General features: G+C 71.0%; 16 protein-coding genes. 9 read left to right on the plus strand and 7 right to left on the minus strand.

Translation table 11 applies throughout. The annotated features are described in order from the left end of the window. Positions 1-90: 90 nt before the first annotated feature. Genes QM782_RS21135 through QM782_RS21155 form a run of 5 tightly spaced genes read right to left on the minus strand, consistent with a single transcriptional unit; the run spans position 91 to position 3,694 of the window. Complete coding sequence (locus tag QM782_RS21135) at positions 91-882, minus strand: peptidylprolyl isomerase (RefSeq protein WP_415204844.1); 792 nt, start codon at positions 880-882, stop codon at positions 91-93. Between the two features lie 8 nt (positions 883-890). Further along, on the minus strand, positions 891-1,208 hold the full coding sequence (locus QM782_RS21140) for a BolA family protein (protein ID WP_415204845.1): 318 nt from the start codon (positions 1,206-1,208) through the stop codon (positions 891-893). Next, positions 1,205-1,777: a septation protein A gene (locus QM782_RS21145; RefSeq protein WP_415204846.1), complete on the minus strand. Its 573-nt coding sequence runs from the start codon at positions 1,775-1,777 to the stop codon at positions 1,205-1,207. Before QM782_RS21145 ends, QM782_RS21140 begins: the two co-directional genes overlap by 4 nt. Positions 1,778-1,781: 4 nt before the next feature. Beyond that, positions 1,782-2,192 carry a peptide-methionine (R)-S-oxide reductase MsrB gene (msrB, locus tag QM782_RS21150; RefSeq protein WP_415204847.1) on the minus strand — a complete coding sequence of 137 codons (411 nt, stop codon included), beginning with the start codon at positions 2,190-2,192 and terminating at the stop codon, positions 1,782-1,784. After that, complete coding sequence (locus QM782_RS21155) at positions 2,189-3,694, minus strand: protein adenylyltransferase SelO (RefSeq protein ID WP_415204848.1); 1,506 nt, start codon at positions 3,692-3,694, stop codon at positions 2,189-2,191. The genes msrB and QM782_RS21155 overlap by 4 nt, the downstream gene beginning before the upstream one ends. A 141-nt stretch (positions 3,695-3,835) precedes the next feature. Between QM782_RS21155 and QM782_RS21160 the strand changes: the two genes are divergently transcribed. The 9 genes from QM782_RS21160 to QM782_RS21200 all read left to right on the plus strand — a co-directional run bounded on the left by QM782_RS21160 (position 3,836) and on the right by QM782_RS21200 (position 13,879). Further along, complete coding sequence (locus QM782_RS21160; RefSeq protein WP_415204849.1) at positions 3,836-5,479, plus strand: 3-(methylthio)propionyl-CoA ligase; 1,644 nt, start codon at positions 3,836-3,838, stop codon at positions 5,477-5,479. A gap of 78 nt (positions 5,480-5,557) precedes the next feature. Next, on the plus strand, positions 5,558-6,598 hold the full coding sequence (locus QM782_RS21165) for a branched-chain amino acid ABC transporter permease (protein WP_415204850.1): 1,041 nt from the start codon (positions 5,558-5,560) through the stop codon (positions 6,596-6,598). A gap of 273 nt (positions 6,599-6,871) precedes the next feature. After that, complete coding sequence (locus QM782_RS21170) at positions 6,872-8,167, plus strand: branched-chain amino acid ABC transporter permease (RefSeq protein ID WP_415204851.1); 1,296 nt, start codon at positions 6,872-6,874, stop codon at positions 8,165-8,167. Next, positions 8,164-8,934 (plus strand): ABC transporter ATP-binding protein, encoded by a 771-nt coding sequence (locus QM782_RS21175; protein WP_415204852.1) that lies wholly within the window; start codon positions 8,164-8,166, stop codon positions 8,932-8,934. The genes QM782_RS21170 and QM782_RS21175 overlap by 4 nt, the downstream gene beginning before the upstream one ends. Positions 8,935-8,936: 2 nt before the next feature. Next, positions 8,937-9,632, plus strand: a complete 696-nt coding sequence (locus QM782_RS21180) for an ABC transporter ATP-binding protein (protein ID WP_415204853.1) — start codon at positions 8,937-8,939, stop codon at positions 9,630-9,632. A 145-nt stretch (positions 9,633-9,777) separates the two neighbouring features. Further along, complete coding sequence (locus QM782_RS21185) at positions 9,778-9,981, plus strand: hypothetical protein (protein ID WP_415204854.1); 204 nt, start codon at positions 9,778-9,780, stop codon at positions 9,979-9,981. 31 nt (positions 9,982-10,012) lie between these two features. Beyond that, the gene (locus QM782_RS21190; protein WP_415204855.1) at positions 10,013-11,029 is read left to right on the plus strand and encodes an NADP-dependent oxidoreductase; all 1,017 of its coding nucleotides are present in this window, start codon (positions 10,013-10,015) and stop codon (positions 11,027-11,029) included. 32 nt (positions 11,030-11,061) lie between these two features. After that, positions 11,062-12,699 (plus strand): isovaleryl-CoA dehydrogenase, encoded by a 1,638-nt coding sequence (locus QM782_RS21195; protein ID WP_415204856.1) that lies wholly within the window; start codon positions 11,062-11,064, stop codon positions 12,697-12,699. Positions 12,700-12,949: 250 nt separating this feature from the next. Then, a complete protein-coding gene (locus QM782_RS21200) occupies positions 12,950-13,879 on the plus strand; it encodes a glutathione S-transferase family protein (protein ID WP_415204857.1) in 930 nt (309 codons plus the stop codon). A gap of 21 nt (positions 13,880-13,900) precedes the next feature. Here the strand turns inward: QM782_RS21200 and QM782_RS21205 are convergent, their stop codons facing one another. Both QM782_RS21205 and QM782_RS21210 read right to left on the minus strand, forming a co-directional pair. Further along, a complete protein-coding gene (locus tag QM782_RS21205) occupies positions 13,901-16,876 on the minus strand; it encodes an EAL domain-containing protein (protein ID WP_415204858.1) in 2,976 nt (991 codons plus the stop codon). Positions 16,877-17,054: 178 nt separating this feature from the next. Beyond that, positions 17,055-17,789 carry an N-acyl amino acid synthase FeeM domain-containing protein gene (locus QM782_RS21210; protein WP_415204859.1) on the minus strand — a complete coding sequence of 245 codons (735 nt, stop codon included), beginning with the start codon at positions 17,787-17,789 and terminating at the stop codon, positions 17,055-17,057. Between the last annotated feature and the right edge of the window lie 127 nt (positions 17,790-17,916).

The following is a 17,916-nucleotide window of genomic DNA, read 5'->3' on the forward strand; positions in this document are numbered from 1 at the left end:
CTGGATCGACGGCGTCGTCGGTCGAGCCCGCAAATGAAAACGGCCTCCGCAAGGAGGCCGTTTTTCGTTGCGCGGAGGTGGGGCCGCGGCTTATTCGATCTTGGCCTTGGCGCGCAGGTCCTGCTGGAACTGCGCCATCTTCTGCTGCGCCAGCTGCTGGGCGATCTGCGGCTTGACCTGCTCCAGCGGCGGGAACTCCTGCGTGCGCTCGTCGTTGAGCTTGATCACGTGGTAGCCGAACTGGGTCTTGACCGGCGTCTCGGTGATCTGGCCCTTCTTCAGCTGGACTAGCGCGTCGCCGAACTCCTTGACGTAGCCGGCCGGGTTGGCCCAGCCCAGGTCGCCGCCGTTGGCGCCGGAGCCCGGGTCCTTGGACTGCTTCTTGGCGATGTCTTCGAACTTGGCGCCCTTCTTCAGGCTGGCGATGATGGCCTTGGCATCGGCCTCCTTCTCGACCAGGATGTGCTGCGCCTTGTATTCCTTGCCGTTGCCGGCGTTGGCGGCCTTGACCTTGTCGTACTCGGCCTGGATTTCCTCGTCGGTCACCGGGTGCGTCTTCTGGTAGTCGACCAGCAGCTCGCGTACCAGCAGCGACTGGCGTGCGAACTCCATCTGCGCCTGGAAGTCGGGCGTGGCATCCAGCCCGCGCTTCTGCGCTTCCTGCATGAAGATCTCGCGCATGATGACTTCCTCGCGCAGTTGCTCTTCCTGCTCCGGCGCGACCGGGCGGCCGGCGCGGGCCATCTGCTCGGCCAGCGCGTCCATGCGCGCCTTGGGCACGGCCTTGCCGTTCACGATGGCGATGTTCTGGGCCAGCGCCGGCATGGCAGCGGCGCCCAGCACGAACGCAGCCGCAACTGCGGAGTACAGGGTTTTCTTCATGGTGTTCCTCAAGAAGTTGGGGTGGGCGCAGCCGCGGATGGCGGGGTCCGGGCCGGCGGTGCTGGTGGCAGCACCTCGATCGCGATGGCGTGCACGCCCTGGGCGATCATCGAGCACAGCGGATCATACACAAGGCGGTGCTGGGCCACGCGCGACAGCCCGGCGAAGCGCGGCGAGGCGATGCGCACGCGGAAATGCGTGCCCCAGGGCTGCGGGCCGGCGCCGGCATGGCCGGCATGGGCCGCGCTTTCGTCCAGGACTTCGAGCTGCGTGGGCTGCAGCGCGGCGCGCAGGCACTGTGCCAGGGCGGCGGCGGTCACCGTCATGGCTTGTCCTTGGCATCGGCCTCGGTGATTTCGGTGATCTCGGCATCCGGGCGCAGGTAGCGCGAGACGTACAGCCCCTGGCCGACGATGAAGGCCAGCGGGAACACGTAGCCCCAGAGCTTGAAGTTGACCCACTGCTCGGTGCTGAAGCCCACGACCACGTAGGCGTTGACGGCGGCCATGAACAGGCAGTACAGCACCCAGGCCCAGTTCAGCTTCATCCAGACGAAGTCTGGCAGGTCGAGCTGGCTGCCCAGCAGCATCTTCAGGAAGTTCTTGCGCAGCACCAGCACGGTGAAGGCCAGCGCCAGGCCCATGGCCGCGTACAGCACGGTGGGCTTCCATTTGATGAAGCGTTCGTCATGCAGCAGCAGCGTGAGCATGCCGAACACCAGCACCAGCGCCAGCGTGATCTTGTGCAGCGTTTGCAGCCGGCGCTCCATCGCATAGACCACGCCCATCTGCACCAGCGTGGCGGCCATCAGCACGCCGGTGGCCAGGTAGATGTCGTAGAGCTTGTAGGCGCCGAAGAACAGCAGGATCGGCAGGAAGTCGAGCAGGATCTTCATGGGTTCACTGGTCCTCGAACTGCAGCGCGGCGGAGTTCATGCAGTAGCGCAGCCCGGTCGGACCCGGGCCGTCCGGGAACACGTGGCCCAGGTGGGCGCCGCAGTGAGCGCAGACGGTTTCGGTGCGGACCATGCCGTGGCTGCGGTCCACGCGCTCTTCGATCGCGCCGGGCTCGGCCGCCTGCGAGAAGCTGGGCCAGCCGCAGCCGGCGTCAAACTTGCTGGCGGAATCGAACAGCCTGGCGCCGCAGCACACGCAGTGGTAGCTGCCGTCGGCCCAGTGCTGCTCGTACCTGCCGGTGAACGGGCGCTCGGTGGCGGCGCGGCGCGTGACCTGGAAGGCGGCCGGCTCGGCGCCCTTGCGCGCCAGCAAGTCCTGCCATTCGGCATCGGTCTTTTCAACGGGTCGGGTCATGAGGAACAGCTGATCTCGATGGAAGAGGCCCAGTCGGGCGGAAAGTCGGCATCGGCGTCGTTGCCGGGATGCTCGTCGTAGGGCGTGCTCAGCAGCGCGAGCAGGCGGCGGATTTCGGAGAAATCCTTCTGCTGTGCGCGGCGGATGGCCTGCTCGGCCAGGTGGTTGCGCAACACGAACCTGGGGTTCACCGCCAGCATCGCGGCGCCGGCCCGTGCCAGGTCCTGGCCGGCCAGGCGCGCCCGGTAGCGTTCGGCCCAGGCGTCGAAGGCCGTGCGGTCGGCGAACAGGTCGCGCACCGGCGCCAGGGCCGCTGCGTCGGCGCCGCCGGCCACGGCCTGCGACAGGCGGCGCCAGAAGATCGTGTAGTCGGTGCGTTCGCCGGCCAGCAGGTGCAGCGCGGCGTCGAACAGCGCGCGGTCGTCCTCGCGCGGCGGGCCCGCCAGGCCGAGCTTGGCGCCCAGCGCGGCTTCCAGCGCCTGCGGGAACGCGGTCTCGTAGACCTGCAGCGCGGCCCGGGCCTGGTCTTCGTCGCCGATCAGCGGCAGCAGCGCCCGGCCGAGGCAGAACAGGTTCCAGTAGGCCACGCTGGGCTGGCGCGCGAACGCGTAGCGGCCCTGGGTGTCGCTGTGGTTGCAGATGTGGCCGGGGTCGAAGCCGTCGAGGAACTGGAACGGCCCGTAGTCGATCGTCAGGCCCAGGATGCTCATGTTGTCCGTGTTCATGACGCCATGGCAGAAGCCCACGGCCTGCCATTGCGCCAGCAGCGCGGCGGTGCGCTGCGCCACGGCCTGCAGCAGCGCGGCATGGGGGTTGCCGGCCTCGCGGCAGTCCGGGTAGTGGCGCGCGATCACGTGGTCCGCCAGCAGGCGCAGCGAGGCCTGGTCGCCGCGCGCCGCGAAATGCTCGAAATGCCCGAAGCGGATGAAGCTGGGCGCCACGCGCGCGACGACGGCCCCCGTCTCCATGGTCTCGCGCGCTACCGGCAAGTCCGAGCCCGCCACGCTCAGCGCACGCGTGGTCGGGATGCCCAGGCCGGCCATGGCCTCGCTGCACAGGAACTCGCGGATCGAGGAGCGCAGCACCGCGCGGCCGTCGCCCATGCGCGAGTAGGGCGTGCGGCCGCTGCCCTTGAGCTGCAGCTCCTGGCCGCTTTCCGTTTCCCCGAGCAGGATCGCCCGGCCGTCGCCCAGCTGCCCGGCCCAGACGCCGAACTGGTGGCCGCTGTAGACGCTGGCCAGCGGCCGCGTGCCCGCGACGGGGCGGTTGCCGGCCAACGCCTGCAGTACGTCGTCGCGCTCCAGCAGCACCGCGTCCATGCCCAGCAGCGCAGCCGCCTGCGCGCTGCCGGCCACCCAGTAGGGCGCGGGCAGCGGCGTGGGCCGCAGTTCCGTGAAGAAGCCCGGCCCCAGCGCGGCGAAGCCGTCCGGCGACCAGCGCAGCCCCAGGTCGACCGGGGCCTGTGCCGCGTCGCCGGCAGGGGGAGGGGGGCGCATGTCCATCGCCGGGATTGTCTCGCAAGGCCGGAGGCCCGCCGCCGCCTGGGGCTGCTTCGGCAGCCGTGTGGACGACGGGTAGCCAGCGGCGCGGCAGCCGGTAGGATGCAGCCCTTCCCACCCCTGAGCGATCCGAGGAGACCACCCATGCTGGGCCTGATGCAAGACCAACCGCTGCTGATTTCGTCCCTGATCGAGCATGCCGAGCGCCACCACGGCGACGGCGAGATCGTTTCGCGGCGCGTGGAGGGCGACGTCCACCGCTACACCTGGCGCGACGTGGCGCGGCGCGCGCGCCAGGTCGCCGTCGGGCTGGACGGCTGGGGCCTGGCCGCCGGCGACCGCGTGGCCACGCTGGCCTGGAACGGCTACCGCCACCTGGAACTGTACTTCGGCGTCAGCGGCTCGGGCCGCATCCTGCACACCGTCAACCCGCGCCTGCATCCCGAGCAGATCGCCTGGATCGTGAACCATGCCGAGGACCAGGCGCTGTGCTTCGACGCCACCTTCCTGCCCATCGTGCAGGCCATCCACGCCAAGTGCCCGACCGTCCAGCACTGGGTGCTGCTGTGCGAGGCCGGCAAGCTGCCGCCGGACACCGGCGTTCCCGGCCTGGTCAGCTACGACGCCTGGGTCGACGCCCAGCCGTCCGGCTACGCCTGGCCGCAGTTCGACGAGAACACCGCGTCGAGCATCTGCTACACCAGCGGCACCACCGGCCATCCCAAGGGGGCGCTGTACAGCCACCGCTCCACGGTGCTGCACGCCTACGCCGCGGCGCTGCCCGACGTGATGAGCCTGAGCGCGCGCGACGCCGTGCTGCCGGTCGTGCCGATGTTCCACGTCAACGCCTGGGGCATCCCGTACTCGGCTGCGCTGACCGGCGCCAAGCTCGTGTTTCCCGGCCCGGCGCTGGACGGCAAGTCGGTCTACGAGCTCATCGAGGCCGAGCAGGTGAGCTATGCGGCCGGCGTGCCCACGGTCTGGCAGATGCTGCTGCTGCACATGAAGCCAGCGGGCCTGCGCTTCAGCAGCCTCAGGCGCACCGTGATCGGCGGCTCGGCCTGCCCGCCGGCCATGATCCAGGCCTTCAAGGACGACTACGGCGTCGAGGTGCTGCACGCCTGGGGCATGACCGAGCTGTCGCCGCTCGGCACGCTGTGCACGCTGAAGAACAAGCACCTCGCGCTGCCGCCGGAGGAGCAGATGAAGCTGCTGCTCAAGCAGGGCCGCGCGATCTTCGGCGTGGACATGAAGATCGTCGGCGCCGACGGCCAGGACCTGCCGCACGACGGCAAGTCCGCCGGCGACCTGCTGGTGCGCGGCCCCTGGGTGGTCCGCGAGTACTTCAAGGGCGAGGGCGGCGATCCGCTGGTGCGCGACAGCGCCGGGCGCGCCTGGTTCCCGACCGGCGACGTGGCCACGATCGACGCCGACGGCTTCATGCAGATCACCGACCGCAGCAAGGACGTGATCAAGTCCGGCGGCGAGTGGATCAGCTCGATCGACGTCGAGAACATCGCCGTGGCGCACCCGGCCGTGGCCATGGCCGCCTGCATCGGCGTGTTCCATCCCAAGTGGGACGAGCGGCCCATCGTGGTGGTCGTGAAGAAGCCCGGCGCCGACGTCAGCCGCGAGGAACTGCTGAAGTTCTACGAGGGCAGGACCGCCAAGTGGCAGATCCCGGACGACGTGGTCTTCGTCGAGTCGATCCCGCTGGGCGCCACCGGCAAGATGCTCAAGGCCCGGCTGCGCGAGCAGCTCAAGGACTACCGGCTGCCGGGGGCTTGAAGCGGCCGGCCCGGCACAGGGGCACTGCCTCGGCGTGGCCGCCGGCGAATCCGTGTACTTCCCCGCCCAGGCGCATCCATGCCCATGGAGTTCTTCGCGATCTCGCTGCTCAACGGCCTGAGCTACGGCCTGCTGCTGTTCATGCTCAGCTCGGGGCTGACGCTGATCTTCAGCATGATGGGCGTGCTGAACTTCGCGCACGCGAGCTTCTACATGCTGGGCGCCTACGCCGGCTACACGGTGGCGCAGCTGGCCGGCTTCTGGCCGGCGCTGGTGCTTGCGCCCCTCGCCGTGGGGCTGCTGGGCGCCGCGTTCGAGCGGCTGTGCCTGCGCAAGGTGCACGCCCACGGCCACGTGCCCGAGCTGCTGGTCACCTTCGGCCTGTCCTTCGTGGTCCTGGAGATCGTGCAGCTGGTCTGGGGCCGCACGGCCGTGCCCTTCACGCCGCCCGAGGCGCTGCGCGGACCGGCGTTCACGCTGGTGCAGCACGCGGCGGACGGGCTGCGCCTGGTCTGGGGCGCGGCGCCGGCCGCGCTGTGCCAGCCGTCCGATGCGGCCGTGCGCGTGACCTGCTCGCCGTTTCCGGCCACGCGCGGCTTCATGATGCTGGTGGCCGTGCTGATGCTGCTGGCGGTCTGGCTGCTGCTGACGCGCACGCGCATCGGCCTGGTGATCCAGGCCGCGCTGACCCACCCCGAGGCCGTGCAGGCGCTGGGCCACAACGTGCCGCGGGTGTTCATGCTGGTGTTCGGCGCCGGCGCCGCGCTGGCGGGCCTGGCCGGCGTGATCGGCGGCGCCACCTTCGTGACCGAGCCGGCCATGGCGGCCACGGTCGGCTCGGTGATCTTCGTGGTCGTGGTGGTCGGCGGCCTGGGCTCGCTGGCCGGCGCCTTCCTGGCCTCGCTGCTGATCGGCATCGTCCAGACCGTCGCGGTCGCCCTGGACGGCTCGCTGCTGGGGCTGCTGCGCAGCCTCGGCGTGGAGCCCGGCCCGGCCGCCGCCGGCAACGCGCTGCTGACGCTGACGGTCTCGCAGGTCGCGCCCATCCTGCCGTACCTGCTGCTGGTGCTGGTGCTGGTCCTGCGGCCCAAGGGCCTGCTCGGCACGCGCGAAGGCTGAAGTGAACCACCCCCGGTCTTCGCGCCGCGCGCTGCGCCAGCCTCCTCCAGGGAACGCAGGGCCGCGGCTCCGAGCCTGCCTGCACAGGATTGGACGGCCCGAGAAGGCAGCCTCTCGCAGGCAGCCGCGGCCTGCAAGGCACGCCTGCGGCCGGGCCGAGCCCGTTCCGCGGCGGCCGCTGGCGTGGCCTGCTCCGCGGCCTGTCGAGCCACCGTTTGCGGCCCGGCTTCAGGCCCTGCGGGTGGCGCGCCAGCGCCGTGGAAAAAAACCGAGATGACCCGCACGCACGACGGTCCCGCGCCGTGGAACGCCGGCCGCTGGCTCGCCTGGGGCCTGTTCGCGCTGGCCATGGCGGTGGCGCCGCTGGTGTTCACCAGCCACCTGTCGGCCGCCATGCTGTCGCAGATGGGCATCGCGATCATCGCCTGCCTGTCCTACAACATGCTGCTCGGGCAGGGCGGCATGCTGAGCTTCGGCCACGCGGTCTACACCGGCCTGGGCGCCTACGCCGCGATCCATGCGCTGAACCTGGTGGGCCGCGGGCAGCTGCCGCTGCCGGTCGGCCTGCTGCCGCTGGTCGGCGGACTGGCCGGCCTGTTCTGCGCGGTGCTGCTGGGCTTCGTGACGACCAGGAAGGCCGGCACGCCGTTCGCGATGATCACGCTGGGCCTGGCCGAGCTGGTGTCCGCGATGGCGCTGATGTTCCCGGGCTTCTTCGGCGGCGAGGCCGGCGTCAGCGGCAACCGCGTGGCCGGCCGGCCCGTTCTCGGCATCACCTACGGCCCGCAGATCCAGGTTTATTACCTGATCGCGGCCTACACCTTCGTCTGCGCGGCGGCCATGTTCGCCTTCACGCGCACGCCGCTGGGCCGCATGCTGAACGCGGTGCGCGACAACGCCGAGCGCGTGGAGTTCATCGGCTACAGCGCGCGCCACGTGCGCTACCTCGCCTTCGTCATCGCCGGCTTCTTCGCCGGCATCGCCGGGGGCCTGGCGGCGCTGAACTTCGAGATCGTCACGGCCGAGGTCGTGGGTACCGGGCGCTCGGGGGCCTACCTGCTGTTCACCTTCCTGGGCGGGGCGACCGTCTTCTTCGGCCCCATCATCGGCGCCGTGCTGATGGTGCTGGCCTTCGTGCTGCTGTCGGCGTTCACCAAGGCCTGGCTGCTGTACCTGGGCCTGGTGTTCCTGTTCATGGTCATGTATGCGCCCGGGGGCATCGCCAGCCTGGTGATGGCGAACCTGCGCGTGGCGGCCTTCGGCCGGCTGCGCCGGCTGTGGACGGCCTACCTGGCGCTGGCCGGCACCGCGCTCGTGCTGCTGGCCGGCGCCGCGGCGCTGGTGGAGATGGCCTACCACCTGCAGCTCGGCGCTGCCATGGGGCCGGAGCTGAAGTTCCTCGGCGCCACGCTGGACGTGCGGAGCGTGGACAGCTGGTTCGGCGGCCTCTTCGTGCTGGCCACCGGCATCGGCCTGTTCGAGCTGGCGCGCCGCCGCTTCGTGGCCGACTGGGGCGAGGCGCAGGCCGCGGTCGAGCAGGAGATCCGGCGCGGGGAGGCTCCGGCATGACCGCCGCGCTCGAACTCGTGGACGTGCGCAAGCATTTCGGCAAGACCGAGGTCATCCGCGGCGCCAGCCTGCGCGTGGCGGCCGGCGAGCGCGTGGCCATCATCGGCCCGAACGGCGCCGGCAAGTCCACGCTGTTCAACCTGGTCAGCGGGCGCCTGCAGCCCAGCAGCGGCGAGATCCGGCTGAACGGCCAGCGCATCGACGGCCTGCCGCCCTACGCGATCAACCGCCGCGGGCTGGCGCGCAGCTTCCAGGTGTCCAACCTGTTCAACCGCCTGTCGGTGTTCGAGAACCTGCGCTGCGCCGTGCTGTGGTCGCTGGGCTACCGCTACGCGTTCTGGCGGTTCCTGTCCCGGCTGAAGGACGCCAACGAACGCGCCGAGCAGGTCATGGCGATGATCCGGCTCGACCGGCGCCGCGACACGCTGGCCATGCACCTGACCTACGCCGAGCAGCGCGCGCTGGAGATCGGCGTGACGATCGCCGGCGGCGCCGGCGTCGTCCTGCTGGACGAGCCCACCGCCGGCATGAGCAGGAGCGAGACCGGCCGCTTCGTCCAGCTGATCCGCGAGGCGACCCAGGGCCGGACGCTGCTGACCGTGGAGCACGACATGGGCGTGGTGTTCGACCTGGCCGACAGGATCGCGGTGCTGGTCTACGGCGAGGTGCTGGCCTTCGACACGCCGGACGCGGTGCGCGCCGACCGGCGCGTGCAGGAGGCCTACCTCGGCGCGGTGCTCGCCGGGCAGCAGGCGGCGGGACAGTGACCATGCTGGCCATCGACCGCCTGCACGCCTACTACGGCAAGAGCCACGTACTGCACGGCGTGGCCCTGCGGATCGGCCCGGGCGAGATCGTCGCGCTGCTGGGCCGCAACGGCTCGGGCCGCTCGACCACGGCCAAGGCCATCATGGGGCTGGTCCGGTGCGAGGGCGACATCGTCTGGAACGGCCGGCGCATCACCGGCCGCAAGGCCTATGAGATCGCGCACCTGGGGATCGGCTACGTGCCCGAGAACCGCGACATCTTCCCGACACTGACCGTGCACCAGAACCTGATGCTGGGCCAGAAGGGCAACGGCCGCGGCAGCCGCTGGAGCTTCGACGACATGTACGCGATGTTCCCGCGCCTGAAGGAGCGCCAGCACACCGCCGCCGGCGTGCTCTCCGGCGGCGAGCAGCAGATGCTGACGCTGTGCCGCACGCTGATGGGCGACCCGGAGCTCGTCATCATCGACGAGCCCACCGAAGGCCTGGCGCCCAGGCTCGTCGAGCAGGTGGGCGGGTACCTGCAGGCGCTGAAGGCCCGAGGCGTCTCGGTGCTGCTGATCGAGCAGAAGCTGACGATCGCGATGAGCATCTCCGACCGCGCGCTGGTCATGGGGCACGGCCGTATCGTGTTCCAGGGCACGCCCGCGGCACTGCGGGCCGACGGCGATGTCCGCAGGGAGTGGCTGGAGGTATGAAGCGGCTCCGGGAAGCCCGGAAAGCATCGCTCCCGCGTGCGGCAGACATTGCATTGGCCATGGCGGCGGCATGGGCGCGGCCGGCGCGTGCGAAGTGCTGGAGCGCCACGCACTCGCGGTCGCCGGCTTGGGTACAGTGCAACCCATGGCAACTCCGAAGACTCTCCAGCGGCTGCAGGCGCTGATCTGGATCCTGATCTATGGTGGACTGCTGACACTGGCGCTCGGCCTGGCCACCCGGCGGTACGACGACGCGCTGGGCTGGGCGCTCGGGCTTGCCGGCGGGGCGGTGGCGCTGGTCGGCTTCGTGCTGATCTTCGTGCGCGCGCGTTTGCAGCCCGGCCCCTGACCCTTCCACGGATGCCACAGGAGATACGACCATGCCACGCAACCAGCAGATCCTGCTCGACAGCCGCCCACAGGGCGAAGCCAGTGCCGGCAACTTCAAACTGGTCGAGGCCGACACGCCGCCGCTGGCCGACGGCCAGGTGCTCGTGCGCCACCACTACCTGAGCCTGGACCCGTACATGCGCGGCCGCATGAACGCCGGCAAGAGCTACGCCAAGCCGCAGCCGCTGGGCGAGGTGATGCAGGGCGGCACGGCCGGCGAGGTCGTCGAGAGCCGGCATCCGCGCTTCGCGGCCGGCGACCCGGTCGTCGGCTTCGGCGGCTGGCAGCAGTACAGCGTGGTCGATGCGGACCAGCCCGGCGCACTGCGCAAGGTCGATACCGCCCAGGTGCCGCTGTCGTACTACCTGGGCGCGGTCGGCATGCCGGGCGTCACCGCCTGGTACGGCCTCGTCAAGATCATCGCGCCCAAGGCCGGCGACACGCTGACCGTCAGCGCCGCCAGCGGCGCGGTCGGCAGCGCCTTCGGCGCGCTGGCCAGGGCGCGCGGCTGCCGCGTGGTCGGCATCGCCGGCGGGCCGGACAAGTGCGCCTACGTCCGCGACGCGCTGGGCTTCGACGACTGCATCGACTACCGCCGCCACCCGGACCTGGCCAGCCTGTCGGCCGCGCTGCAGGCGGCCTGCCCGGACGGCATCGACGGCCATTTCGAGAACGTCGGCGGCCTGGTGCTGGACGCCGTGCTGCAGCGCGCCAACCCGTATGCGCGGGTGGCCCTGTGCGGCATGATCGCCGGCTACGACGGCGCGCCGCTGCCGCTGGCGAACCCGGCGCTGATCCTGGTCAACCGCATGAAGGTCGAGGGCTTCATCGTCACCGAGCACCCGGAGGTCTGGCCCGAGGCGCTGGCCGAGCTCGGCAGCCTGGTCGCCGGCGGCAGGCTGCGCCCGCGCGAGTCCATCGCCCAGGGCCTGGCGGCGGCGCCGGAGGCCTTCCTCGGCCTGCTCAAGGGCCGCAACTTCGGCAAGCAGCTGGTCCGGCTCATCTGAGAAAGGCCGCGGACCGGCGAAAGGAGGCTCCCATGGACGCCACGCACGAGGTCTTCAACCAGAGCACGCCGCTGGTCGACTACGACTTGTTCGGCACCCACCGGGCCATGCGCGACGCGCTGGCCTTCCACGCGCCGGGCCTGCAGCTGGCGCCGCTGCAGGCCCTGGGCCGCGAGCTCGGCACGGCCGCGATGCAGACCCATGCGCGGCTGGCCAACGTGCACGGGCCCGAGCTGATGACGCACGACCGCTGGGGCCGGCGCATCGACGAGGTCGAGTTCCACCCCAGCTACCACGCGCTGATGGCCGCCGCCGTGGGCGCCGGCCTGCACGGCACGCCCTGGGGCGGCGGCCCGCACGCGCACCTGCAACGCGCGGCCGGCTTCATGCTGTTCACCGAGCTGGAGCCGTCCATCCTGTGCCCGGTCTCGATGACCTATGCGGTGGCGCCGGCGCTGCGCGGCAACGCCGCCATCCAGGCCGACTGGTCCCCCAAATTGCAGAGCCGCTGGTACGACCCGGCGCTGCGCTGCATCGCCGACAAGCCCGGCGCGACCATGGGCATGGGCATGACCGAGAAGCAGGGCGGCTCGGACGTGCGCGCGAACACCACCCAGGCCTGCCGCGACGGCCGCGACGCCTGGGGCGAGCGCTACGCCGTCACCGGCCACAAGTGGTTCTTCTCGGCGCCGATGTGCGATGCCTTCCTGGTGCTGGCGCAGGCGCCGTCCGGGCTTAGCTGCTTCTTCCTGCCGCGGGTGCTGCCGGACGGCAGCCGCAACGCGATCCGCATCCAGCGCCTGAAGGACAAGCTGGGCAACAAGGCCAACGCCAGCTCCGAGGTCGAGTTCCACGCGGCCAGCGCCTGGCTGGTCGGCGAAGAAGGCCGCGGCGTGCCGCAGATCCTGGAGATGGGCTCGATGACGCGGCTGGACTGCGCGCTCGGCACCGCGGGCCTGATGCGCCAGGCGCTGGCGCTGGCGCTGCACCACGCCGGCCAGCGCCGGGCCTTCGGCAAGCGGCTGGTCGAGCAGCCGCTGATGCGCAACGTGCTGGCCGACCTGGCGCTCGAGTCCGAGGCCGCCACCGCGCTGGCGCTGCGCCTGGCCCATGCCGTCGACAGGGCCACCGACGCGCACGCGCAGCTGATGGCGCGGCTGCTGACGCCGCTGGCCAAGTTCTGGATCTGCAAGCGCGGCAGCGCCTTCGGCCAGGAGGCCATGGAATGCCTGGGCGGCAACGGCTACGTGGAGGAGGGCGGCCAGGGCGTGATGGCGCGCATCTACCGCGAGATGCCGGTCAACTCGATCTGGGAAGGCGCCGGCAACATCATGGCGCTGGACCTGCTGCGCGTGCTGCGCAAGGGCGACGTGGCCGCCGCGCTGGCGGCCGAGCTGGCGCCCGCACGCGGCGCCCACGCGGCGCTGGACCGGCTGGCCGCGGCGCTGCCGCAGCGCGTGGAGCGGCTGGCCGACGAACTGCAGGCGCGCCGCCTGGCCGAGGAACTGGCCCTGGCCGTGCAGGCCGCGCTGCTGGTGCGCCATGCGCCGCCGGCGGTGGCCGACGCGTTCTGCGCCTCGCGCATCGGCGGCGACTGGGGCCGCAGCTTCGGCAGCCTGCCCGCCGGCTGCGACTTCGACGCCATCCTCGCGCGCGCCGCGCCGCATTGAGAAGCTGTGAACGCATCCCTCACACCCACGCGAGGCCCCCGATGAATGCCCACGCGCATCATCACCACCGCCGTGCCCGGGGTCTCGCCCTGCGGGCCGGGGCACGCCGGGCCGCATGCGGGCGTTGCCGTCCTTGCACTGGCGCCGGCCAGGGCGGCGGCCTGCGGCCCGGCGCACCCTGTCGTGGGCGCGATCGATGCATGCACAGCTCCTGGCGGCATCCAGGCTCAACCACGATGGAGGGCGCCCCATGTCCGATCTGATCCTGCACCACTATCCGGCCTCGCCGTTCTCCGAGAAGATCCGGCTCGTGCTGGGCTACAAGCAGCTGGCCTGGCGCTCGGTGCGGGTCCCGCCGGTGTTGCCCAAGCCCGACCTGCTGGCGCTGACCGGCGGCTACCGCCGCACGCCGGTGCTGCAGATCGGCGCCGACATCTATTGCGACACCGCGCTGATCTGCGACGTGCTGGAACACCGCCAGCCGGTGCCCAGCCTGTACCCGCCGCAGCACAAGGGCCTGGCCCGCATCCTGGCGCAGTGGGCCGACACGACGCTGTTCCAGGCTGCCATGGCCCATGCCCTGCAGCCGGCCGGCCTGGCCGACCTGTTCGGCAAGCTGCCGCCCGGAGCCGCCGAGGCCTTCGTCCAGGACCGCCGGGCCATGGGCGCGGGCCAGCCGCAGCTGCGCCCGGCCGATGCCGCGGCCGCGCTCAAGTCCTACCTGCGCCGACTGTCGGAATCGCTGGAGTCGCAGGCCTGCCTGGTCGATGCCACGCCGGGCCTGGCCGACTTCGCGGCCTACCACCCGCTGTGGTTCTGCCGCACGCGCACGCCGTCGATGGCCGGCGTCCTCGACGCCTTCCCCTCGGTGCGCGGCTGGCTGGACCGCATGGCCGCCATCGGCCACGGCCGCCCCGACGCGCTGGACAGCCGGGACGCGATCGCCATCGCGGCGGCGGCCGAGCCGCTGCCGGTGGACGGCCAGACCTTCCAGGACGAGCACGGCATCCCGCTCGGCAGCCGCGTCACCGTCGCGGCCGAGAGCTTCGGCCGCGAGGCCACCGAGGGCGAGCTCGTCGCCGCCACGCGCATGCACTACACGCTGCGCCGCCAGAGCGCGTCGGCCGGCACGGTGCACGTGCACTTTCCGCGCATCGGCTACGTGCTGCAGGCCGCCTGAGGCGCCGGCGCCCCGGAGAGGTCAGTGCAGCCGGCGCAGCCGGCTGTGCTCGAACAGCTCGACGTGCGGCACCAGGCCGTCGGTCTGTTCCAGCGAGGCGACGTAGCGGGCCAGTTCCGGATCCTCGATGAAGCTGGCCGACGAGGTGGCGGCCAGCAGCCGGGCCGGCGCCTGGGGCCGCGCCACCGCGAAGCCCTGCACGTAGTCCACGCCGATGTCCACCAGCGAGCGCACGGTGGCCGCGTCCTCGGCCCACTCGGCCACGGTGCGCATGCCCAGGTTGCGGCCCAGGCTGACCATGGCCTCGACGATGGCCACGTTGGCCGGGTGCTTGTTCATGTTGACGATGAAGCTGCCGTCGATCTTCAGCAGGTCGGCCGGCAGTTCCTTCAGGTAGGAGAACGAGGTGTAGCCGGCGCCGAAGTCGTCCAGCGCCACCTTGGCGCCGTAGCTGCGCACCTTGTCGATGAAGCGGCGCGTGTTGTTCAGGTCGTGCAGCGCCACGCTCTCGGTGATCTCGAAGCACAGGCGGCTGGCGACGTGGATGTTCTGCGCCAGCATGGCGTAGACGTCGTGCATGAACTTCTCGTCGTTCAGCGAGGCGCCCGACAGGTTCATGCAGACGAAGCGGGTGTTGCGCAGCTGGCCGATGTGGGTGTTCAGCCAGGCGAGCACGGCCGACAGCGTCCAGCGGTCGATCACGCCCATGCGGCCGCTGTTCTCGCCGGCGGCGATCACGCGCGACGTCGGGATCGGCCGGCCGCGGCTGTCGTGCATGCGCAGCAGCACCTCGAAGTTCAGCGAGGCGTGCGGCGACGACAGCGACATGATGGGCTGCATGACCAGCGACAGGCCCTCGGTCGCCCGGCTGCCGGACAGGCGCTCGACCAGCTGCATCTCGGCCCGGTGGTCGCGGAACGCCTGCGCGTTCTTCTCGTAGATGACTAGCCCGTCGCTGTGCCCGCCCTTGGCCTCGCGGCAGGCGCGGTCGGCGGTGGAGATGACGTCCTTGGCGCGCGTGCCGGGCTGCGTGCTCACCTCGATCAGGCCGATCGAGCCGCGCACGTGGAAGGCCTTGTCGCCGACGCGGTAGGGCGTGCCGCCGATGGCCGAGACCAGGCCCTGGCAGATCACCGCGGCCAGCGGCATGCGCGTGCCGGGCATCAGGATCAGGAACTCGTCGCCGCCCATGCGGCCCAGCGCCATGCTGCCGGACAGCATGCCGCCCATGCGCTGGCAGACCTGCTGCAGCACCTCGTCGCCGGCGTTGTGGCCGAACAGGTCGTTGATCAGCTTGAAGCGGTCCAGGTCCAGGTAGGCCACGGCCAGCGGGCTGTCGGCGCTGGCCTCGGCCAGCGCCTGTTCCAGCGCGCGCTCGATGCCGCGCCGGTTCAGCACCTTGGTCAGCGCGTCGTTGTCGGCCATGAAGCGCAGTTCCTCGGTGGCCTGCGCGCTCTCGGTCACGTCCTGCAGCGAGCCTTCGATCTTGTCGTTGGCCAGCGCCGCCTTGACCAGGTAGCGCCGCGGGGCCTGGCCGTCGGGCGTCGCCCGGCCGCGCAGTTCCAGCGCCGCATGGCCCTGCTCGCGCAGCTGCTCCCACAGCTGGCGCCAGGCGCCTTCCTGGAAATACTGCTGCCAGGCCGCATGGTCCGGCGCCAGCGCCAGCATGCTGCGCAGCGCCGGGTTGGCGCTGGTGAAGCGGCCCTGCAGGTCCAGCGTGAACAGGCCGATCGGCATGGCCTCGAAGGTGTGCTGCAGCTGCGCCTGGGCATCCAGCCGCTGGTCGTGCTCCTGGCGCATCTGCTCGGCGATGGCCAGCGAGGCCAGCAGGCTGGAGGCGAGTGCCGCCGTCACGCTGTTGACGGCGCTGAGCAGTCCGCCTTGCAGCCCCAGCGCGGCCGCCACCACCTCGAACATGCTGGCCGCCAGCATGGTGGCCAGCGAGGCGCTGTACCACATGGCCACGCGCGAACGCGTGCGGCGCAGGATCACCGCCAACACGAACACCAGGAGGCAGGTCGTCACGCCGGTGGCGCCCCAGAGGAAGGGCAGCACCGTGGCGTAGGGCAGCGTGGCGCCCATCGCCAGCAGCGGCGGCGCCATCCACAGGACCACGCGCACCGTGCGTTCATGGCCGATCTTGGCCAGGTCCTCGCGGAACAGCTCGCGGAACAGCGTGACGGTGACGGCCAAGCACAGCACCATGGTCATCAGCCGCATGCGCAGCAGCCATTCCGTCGGCACGGTGCGGCCCAGCCACTGCGTGTCCCAGCCGGCGGACAGCGCCCCCATGCGCAGGTTGATCACCAGCCAGACGGCGAACAGCACGTACAGGCCGCTGCGGTTGATCAGCGCCGTGGTCAGCACGAACAGGGCCAGCACGATCAGTCCGCCGTCCAGCAGGCCGGCATTGCGGTGGAACGCCTGGGCGGAGGCGTCCAGGTCGGCGGCGGTCCAGCTGGTCATGCCGATGCGGGCCGGCCCGAAGAAGCTGGCACGGCACAGCAGCGCGGCCGGCTGGCCGGCGTGCGCCAGGTTCATCACGAAGCCGGCCTTGAGCGGCGACAGCTCGCCCTGGGTGCCCGTGCGGTCCGCGTGCCCCAGCCAGCGCAGCGTGCCGGCGTCCCAGCAGTCCATGTCCATCGCATGGCGCGACGTGAACTCGACGCTGCGGGTGGCCGGGTCGACATGCTGCTGCACCAGCCGCACGAGCAGCCAGAACGGCTGCTCGGACAGCCGCGTCTGCTGCGACCGCACCGGCGGGTGATCGGCCAGGCGCGCCAGGGCCTGGGCGGGTTCCAGCGGCGTACCGGCTTCCAGGGCGCTGAAGGCCAGCGGCTGGCCGCCCTGTTCCTCGCCGTAGAAGTGCTGCCAGGAGAACAGCGCGACCAGGCTGACCACCAGCAGCGCCACCGGCAGGGCGTAGATGCTGAGCGTGTACAGACTGCTCTCGAGATGGACGTTCAGCCGGGAAAGCCGACGCGCAATGCTGCTCATGTCGTGGGACCGCCTTGGGCTCCGTTGAAACGGAGCTGGTCCGTCGCTTGACCAGCCCATAAATTGAAACAAATTATGAGCTCATTCGACAAATTGCGTAGCGAATAAAGGCTGCTTCCTCCCCGCTGTTACCACCGGAACATCCCAGGACAGGCCTTATTTCACGGGCGCGGCGGCACTACATGGCCATGTGGGGCATCGGCGCCGCGGCAGCAGGCCGTGCGGCGGTGTGGGCGATCCGGGGTGGTTCGCCCAGGTCGATGTCCACGTGCTGCGTGTGGAAGAAGAAGTCGAACAGCGGGTGGCGCCGCTCGCCCCAGAGCCGTTCGACGCTGGAGACCTCCAGGCACAGGATGCGGTGCGGCAGGTTGCCGACATGGGGCAGCGGCACGTAGCCGCGCGTCGGGTCGACGTCGCTGAACAGCAGGCGTTCGTACTGCCGGTCGATCGGCGCGCGCGCGGTGATGACCATCCAGTCGATCTGCTGCTGCTGGCAATACAGGAAGAAGGCCTTGAACAGCACGGTCTTGACGGCCAGGCCCTCGGTGCGCCTGGCCACGCCCAGGCGCGTCGCCTCGGCCAGCGTGGCGTGCTGCAGGTGCTCGGGCAGCGTGACCGAGCGCTCCAGCGCCAGCGGCCCGTGCAGGTTGGTCTGGATGCGCATGCTGCCCAGCGGCGTGCCGTCCAGCTTGGATTCGGCCAGCAGCACGGCCGCGCCGTCCATGGTGTCGTAGGCCTCCGGCGTGCGCAGCGTCTCGGCGAACGCCGGCACGTGGCGGGCATAGGCGTCGTGGCGCACTTCGACGGCCTTCAGCAGGTCGTCGTGCGACCGTATCAGCCGCACGGTGAACGGCAGGCGCTCGACGTTCAGCTCGGCGGCCGGCGCGGCGCCGTGCGGGAAATGGGGGGTCATGCCGGGTGCTTGATGAAGATCCACGATCTCACTCCTGGCCCGTCTGCCGGCGCCCATCGCCGGCATCAGCGAGCCGATGTCCATGTGTGTGAGTGAATGTAAATTTCTGTACCACCCTGCAAAAGTC

It is taken from the genome of Pseudorhodoferax sp. (genome assembly GCF_047601025.1).
GTDB lineage: Bacteria > Pseudomonadota > Gammaproteobacteria > Burkholderiales > Burkholderiaceae_C > Pseudorhodoferax.

Excerpts from the sequence above, each read along its gene's own strand:
- QM782_RS21210 (WP_415204859.1), bottom strand. The coding sequence starts at position 17,789 with ATGACCCCCCATTTCCCGCACGGCGCCGCGCCGGCCGCCGAGCTGAAC.
- QM782_RS21145 (WP_415204846.1), bottom strand. The coding sequence starts at position 1,777 with ATGAAGATCCTGCTCGACTTCCTGCCGATCCTGCTGTTCTTCGGCGCC.
- QM782_RS21190 (WP_415204855.1), top strand. The coding sequence starts at position 10,013 with ATGCCACGCAACCAGCAGATCCTGCTCGACAGCCGCCCACAGGGCGAA.
- QM782_RS21175 (WP_415204852.1), top strand. The coding sequence starts at position 8,164 with ATGACCGCCGCGCTCGAACTCGTGGACGTGCGCAAGCATTTCGGCAAG.
- QM782_RS21160 (WP_415204849.1), top strand. The coding sequence starts at position 3,836 with ATGCTGGGCCTGATGCAAGACCAACCGCTGCTGATTTCGTCCCTGATC.
- msrB (WP_415204847.1), bottom strand. The coding sequence starts at position 2,192 with ATGACCCGACCCGTTGAAAAGACCGATGCCGAATGGCAGGACTTGCTG.
- QM782_RS21170 (WP_415204851.1), top strand. The coding sequence starts at position 6,872 with ATGACCCGCACGCACGACGGTCCCGCGCCGTGGAACGCCGGCCGCTGG.
- QM782_RS21180 (WP_415204853.1), top strand. The coding sequence starts at position 8,937 with ATGCTGGCCATCGACCGCCTGCACGCCTACTACGGCAAGAGCCACGTA.
- QM782_RS21205 (WP_415204858.1), bottom strand. The coding sequence starts at position 16,876 with ATGAGCAGCATTGCGCGTCGGCTTTCCCGGCTGAACGTCCATCTCGAG.
- QM782_RS21195 (WP_415204856.1), top strand. The coding sequence starts at position 11,062 with ATGGACGCCACGCACGAGGTCTTCAACCAGAGCACGCCGCTGGTCGAC.
- QM782_RS21155 (WP_415204848.1), bottom strand. The coding sequence starts at position 3,694 with ATGGACATGCGCCCCCCTCCCCCTGCCGGCGACGCGGCACAGGCCCCG.
- QM782_RS21140 (WP_415204845.1), bottom strand. The coding sequence starts at position 1,208 with ATGACGGTGACCGCCGCCGCCCTGGCACAGTGCCTGCGCGCCGCGCTG.
- QM782_RS21165 (WP_415204850.1), top strand. The coding sequence starts at position 5,558 with ATGCCCATGGAGTTCTTCGCGATCTCGCTGCTCAACGGCCTGAGCTAC.
- QM782_RS21185 (WP_415204854.1), top strand. The coding sequence starts at position 9,778 with ATGGCAACTCCGAAGACTCTCCAGCGGCTGCAGGCGCTGATCTGGATC.
- QM782_RS21135 (WP_415204844.1), bottom strand. The coding sequence starts at position 882 with ATGAAGAAAACCCTGTACTCCGCAGTTGCGGCTGCGTTCGTGCTGGGC.
- QM782_RS21200 (WP_415204857.1), top strand. The coding sequence starts at position 12,950 with ATGTCCGATCTGATCCTGCACCACTATCCGGCCTCGCCGTTCTCCGAG.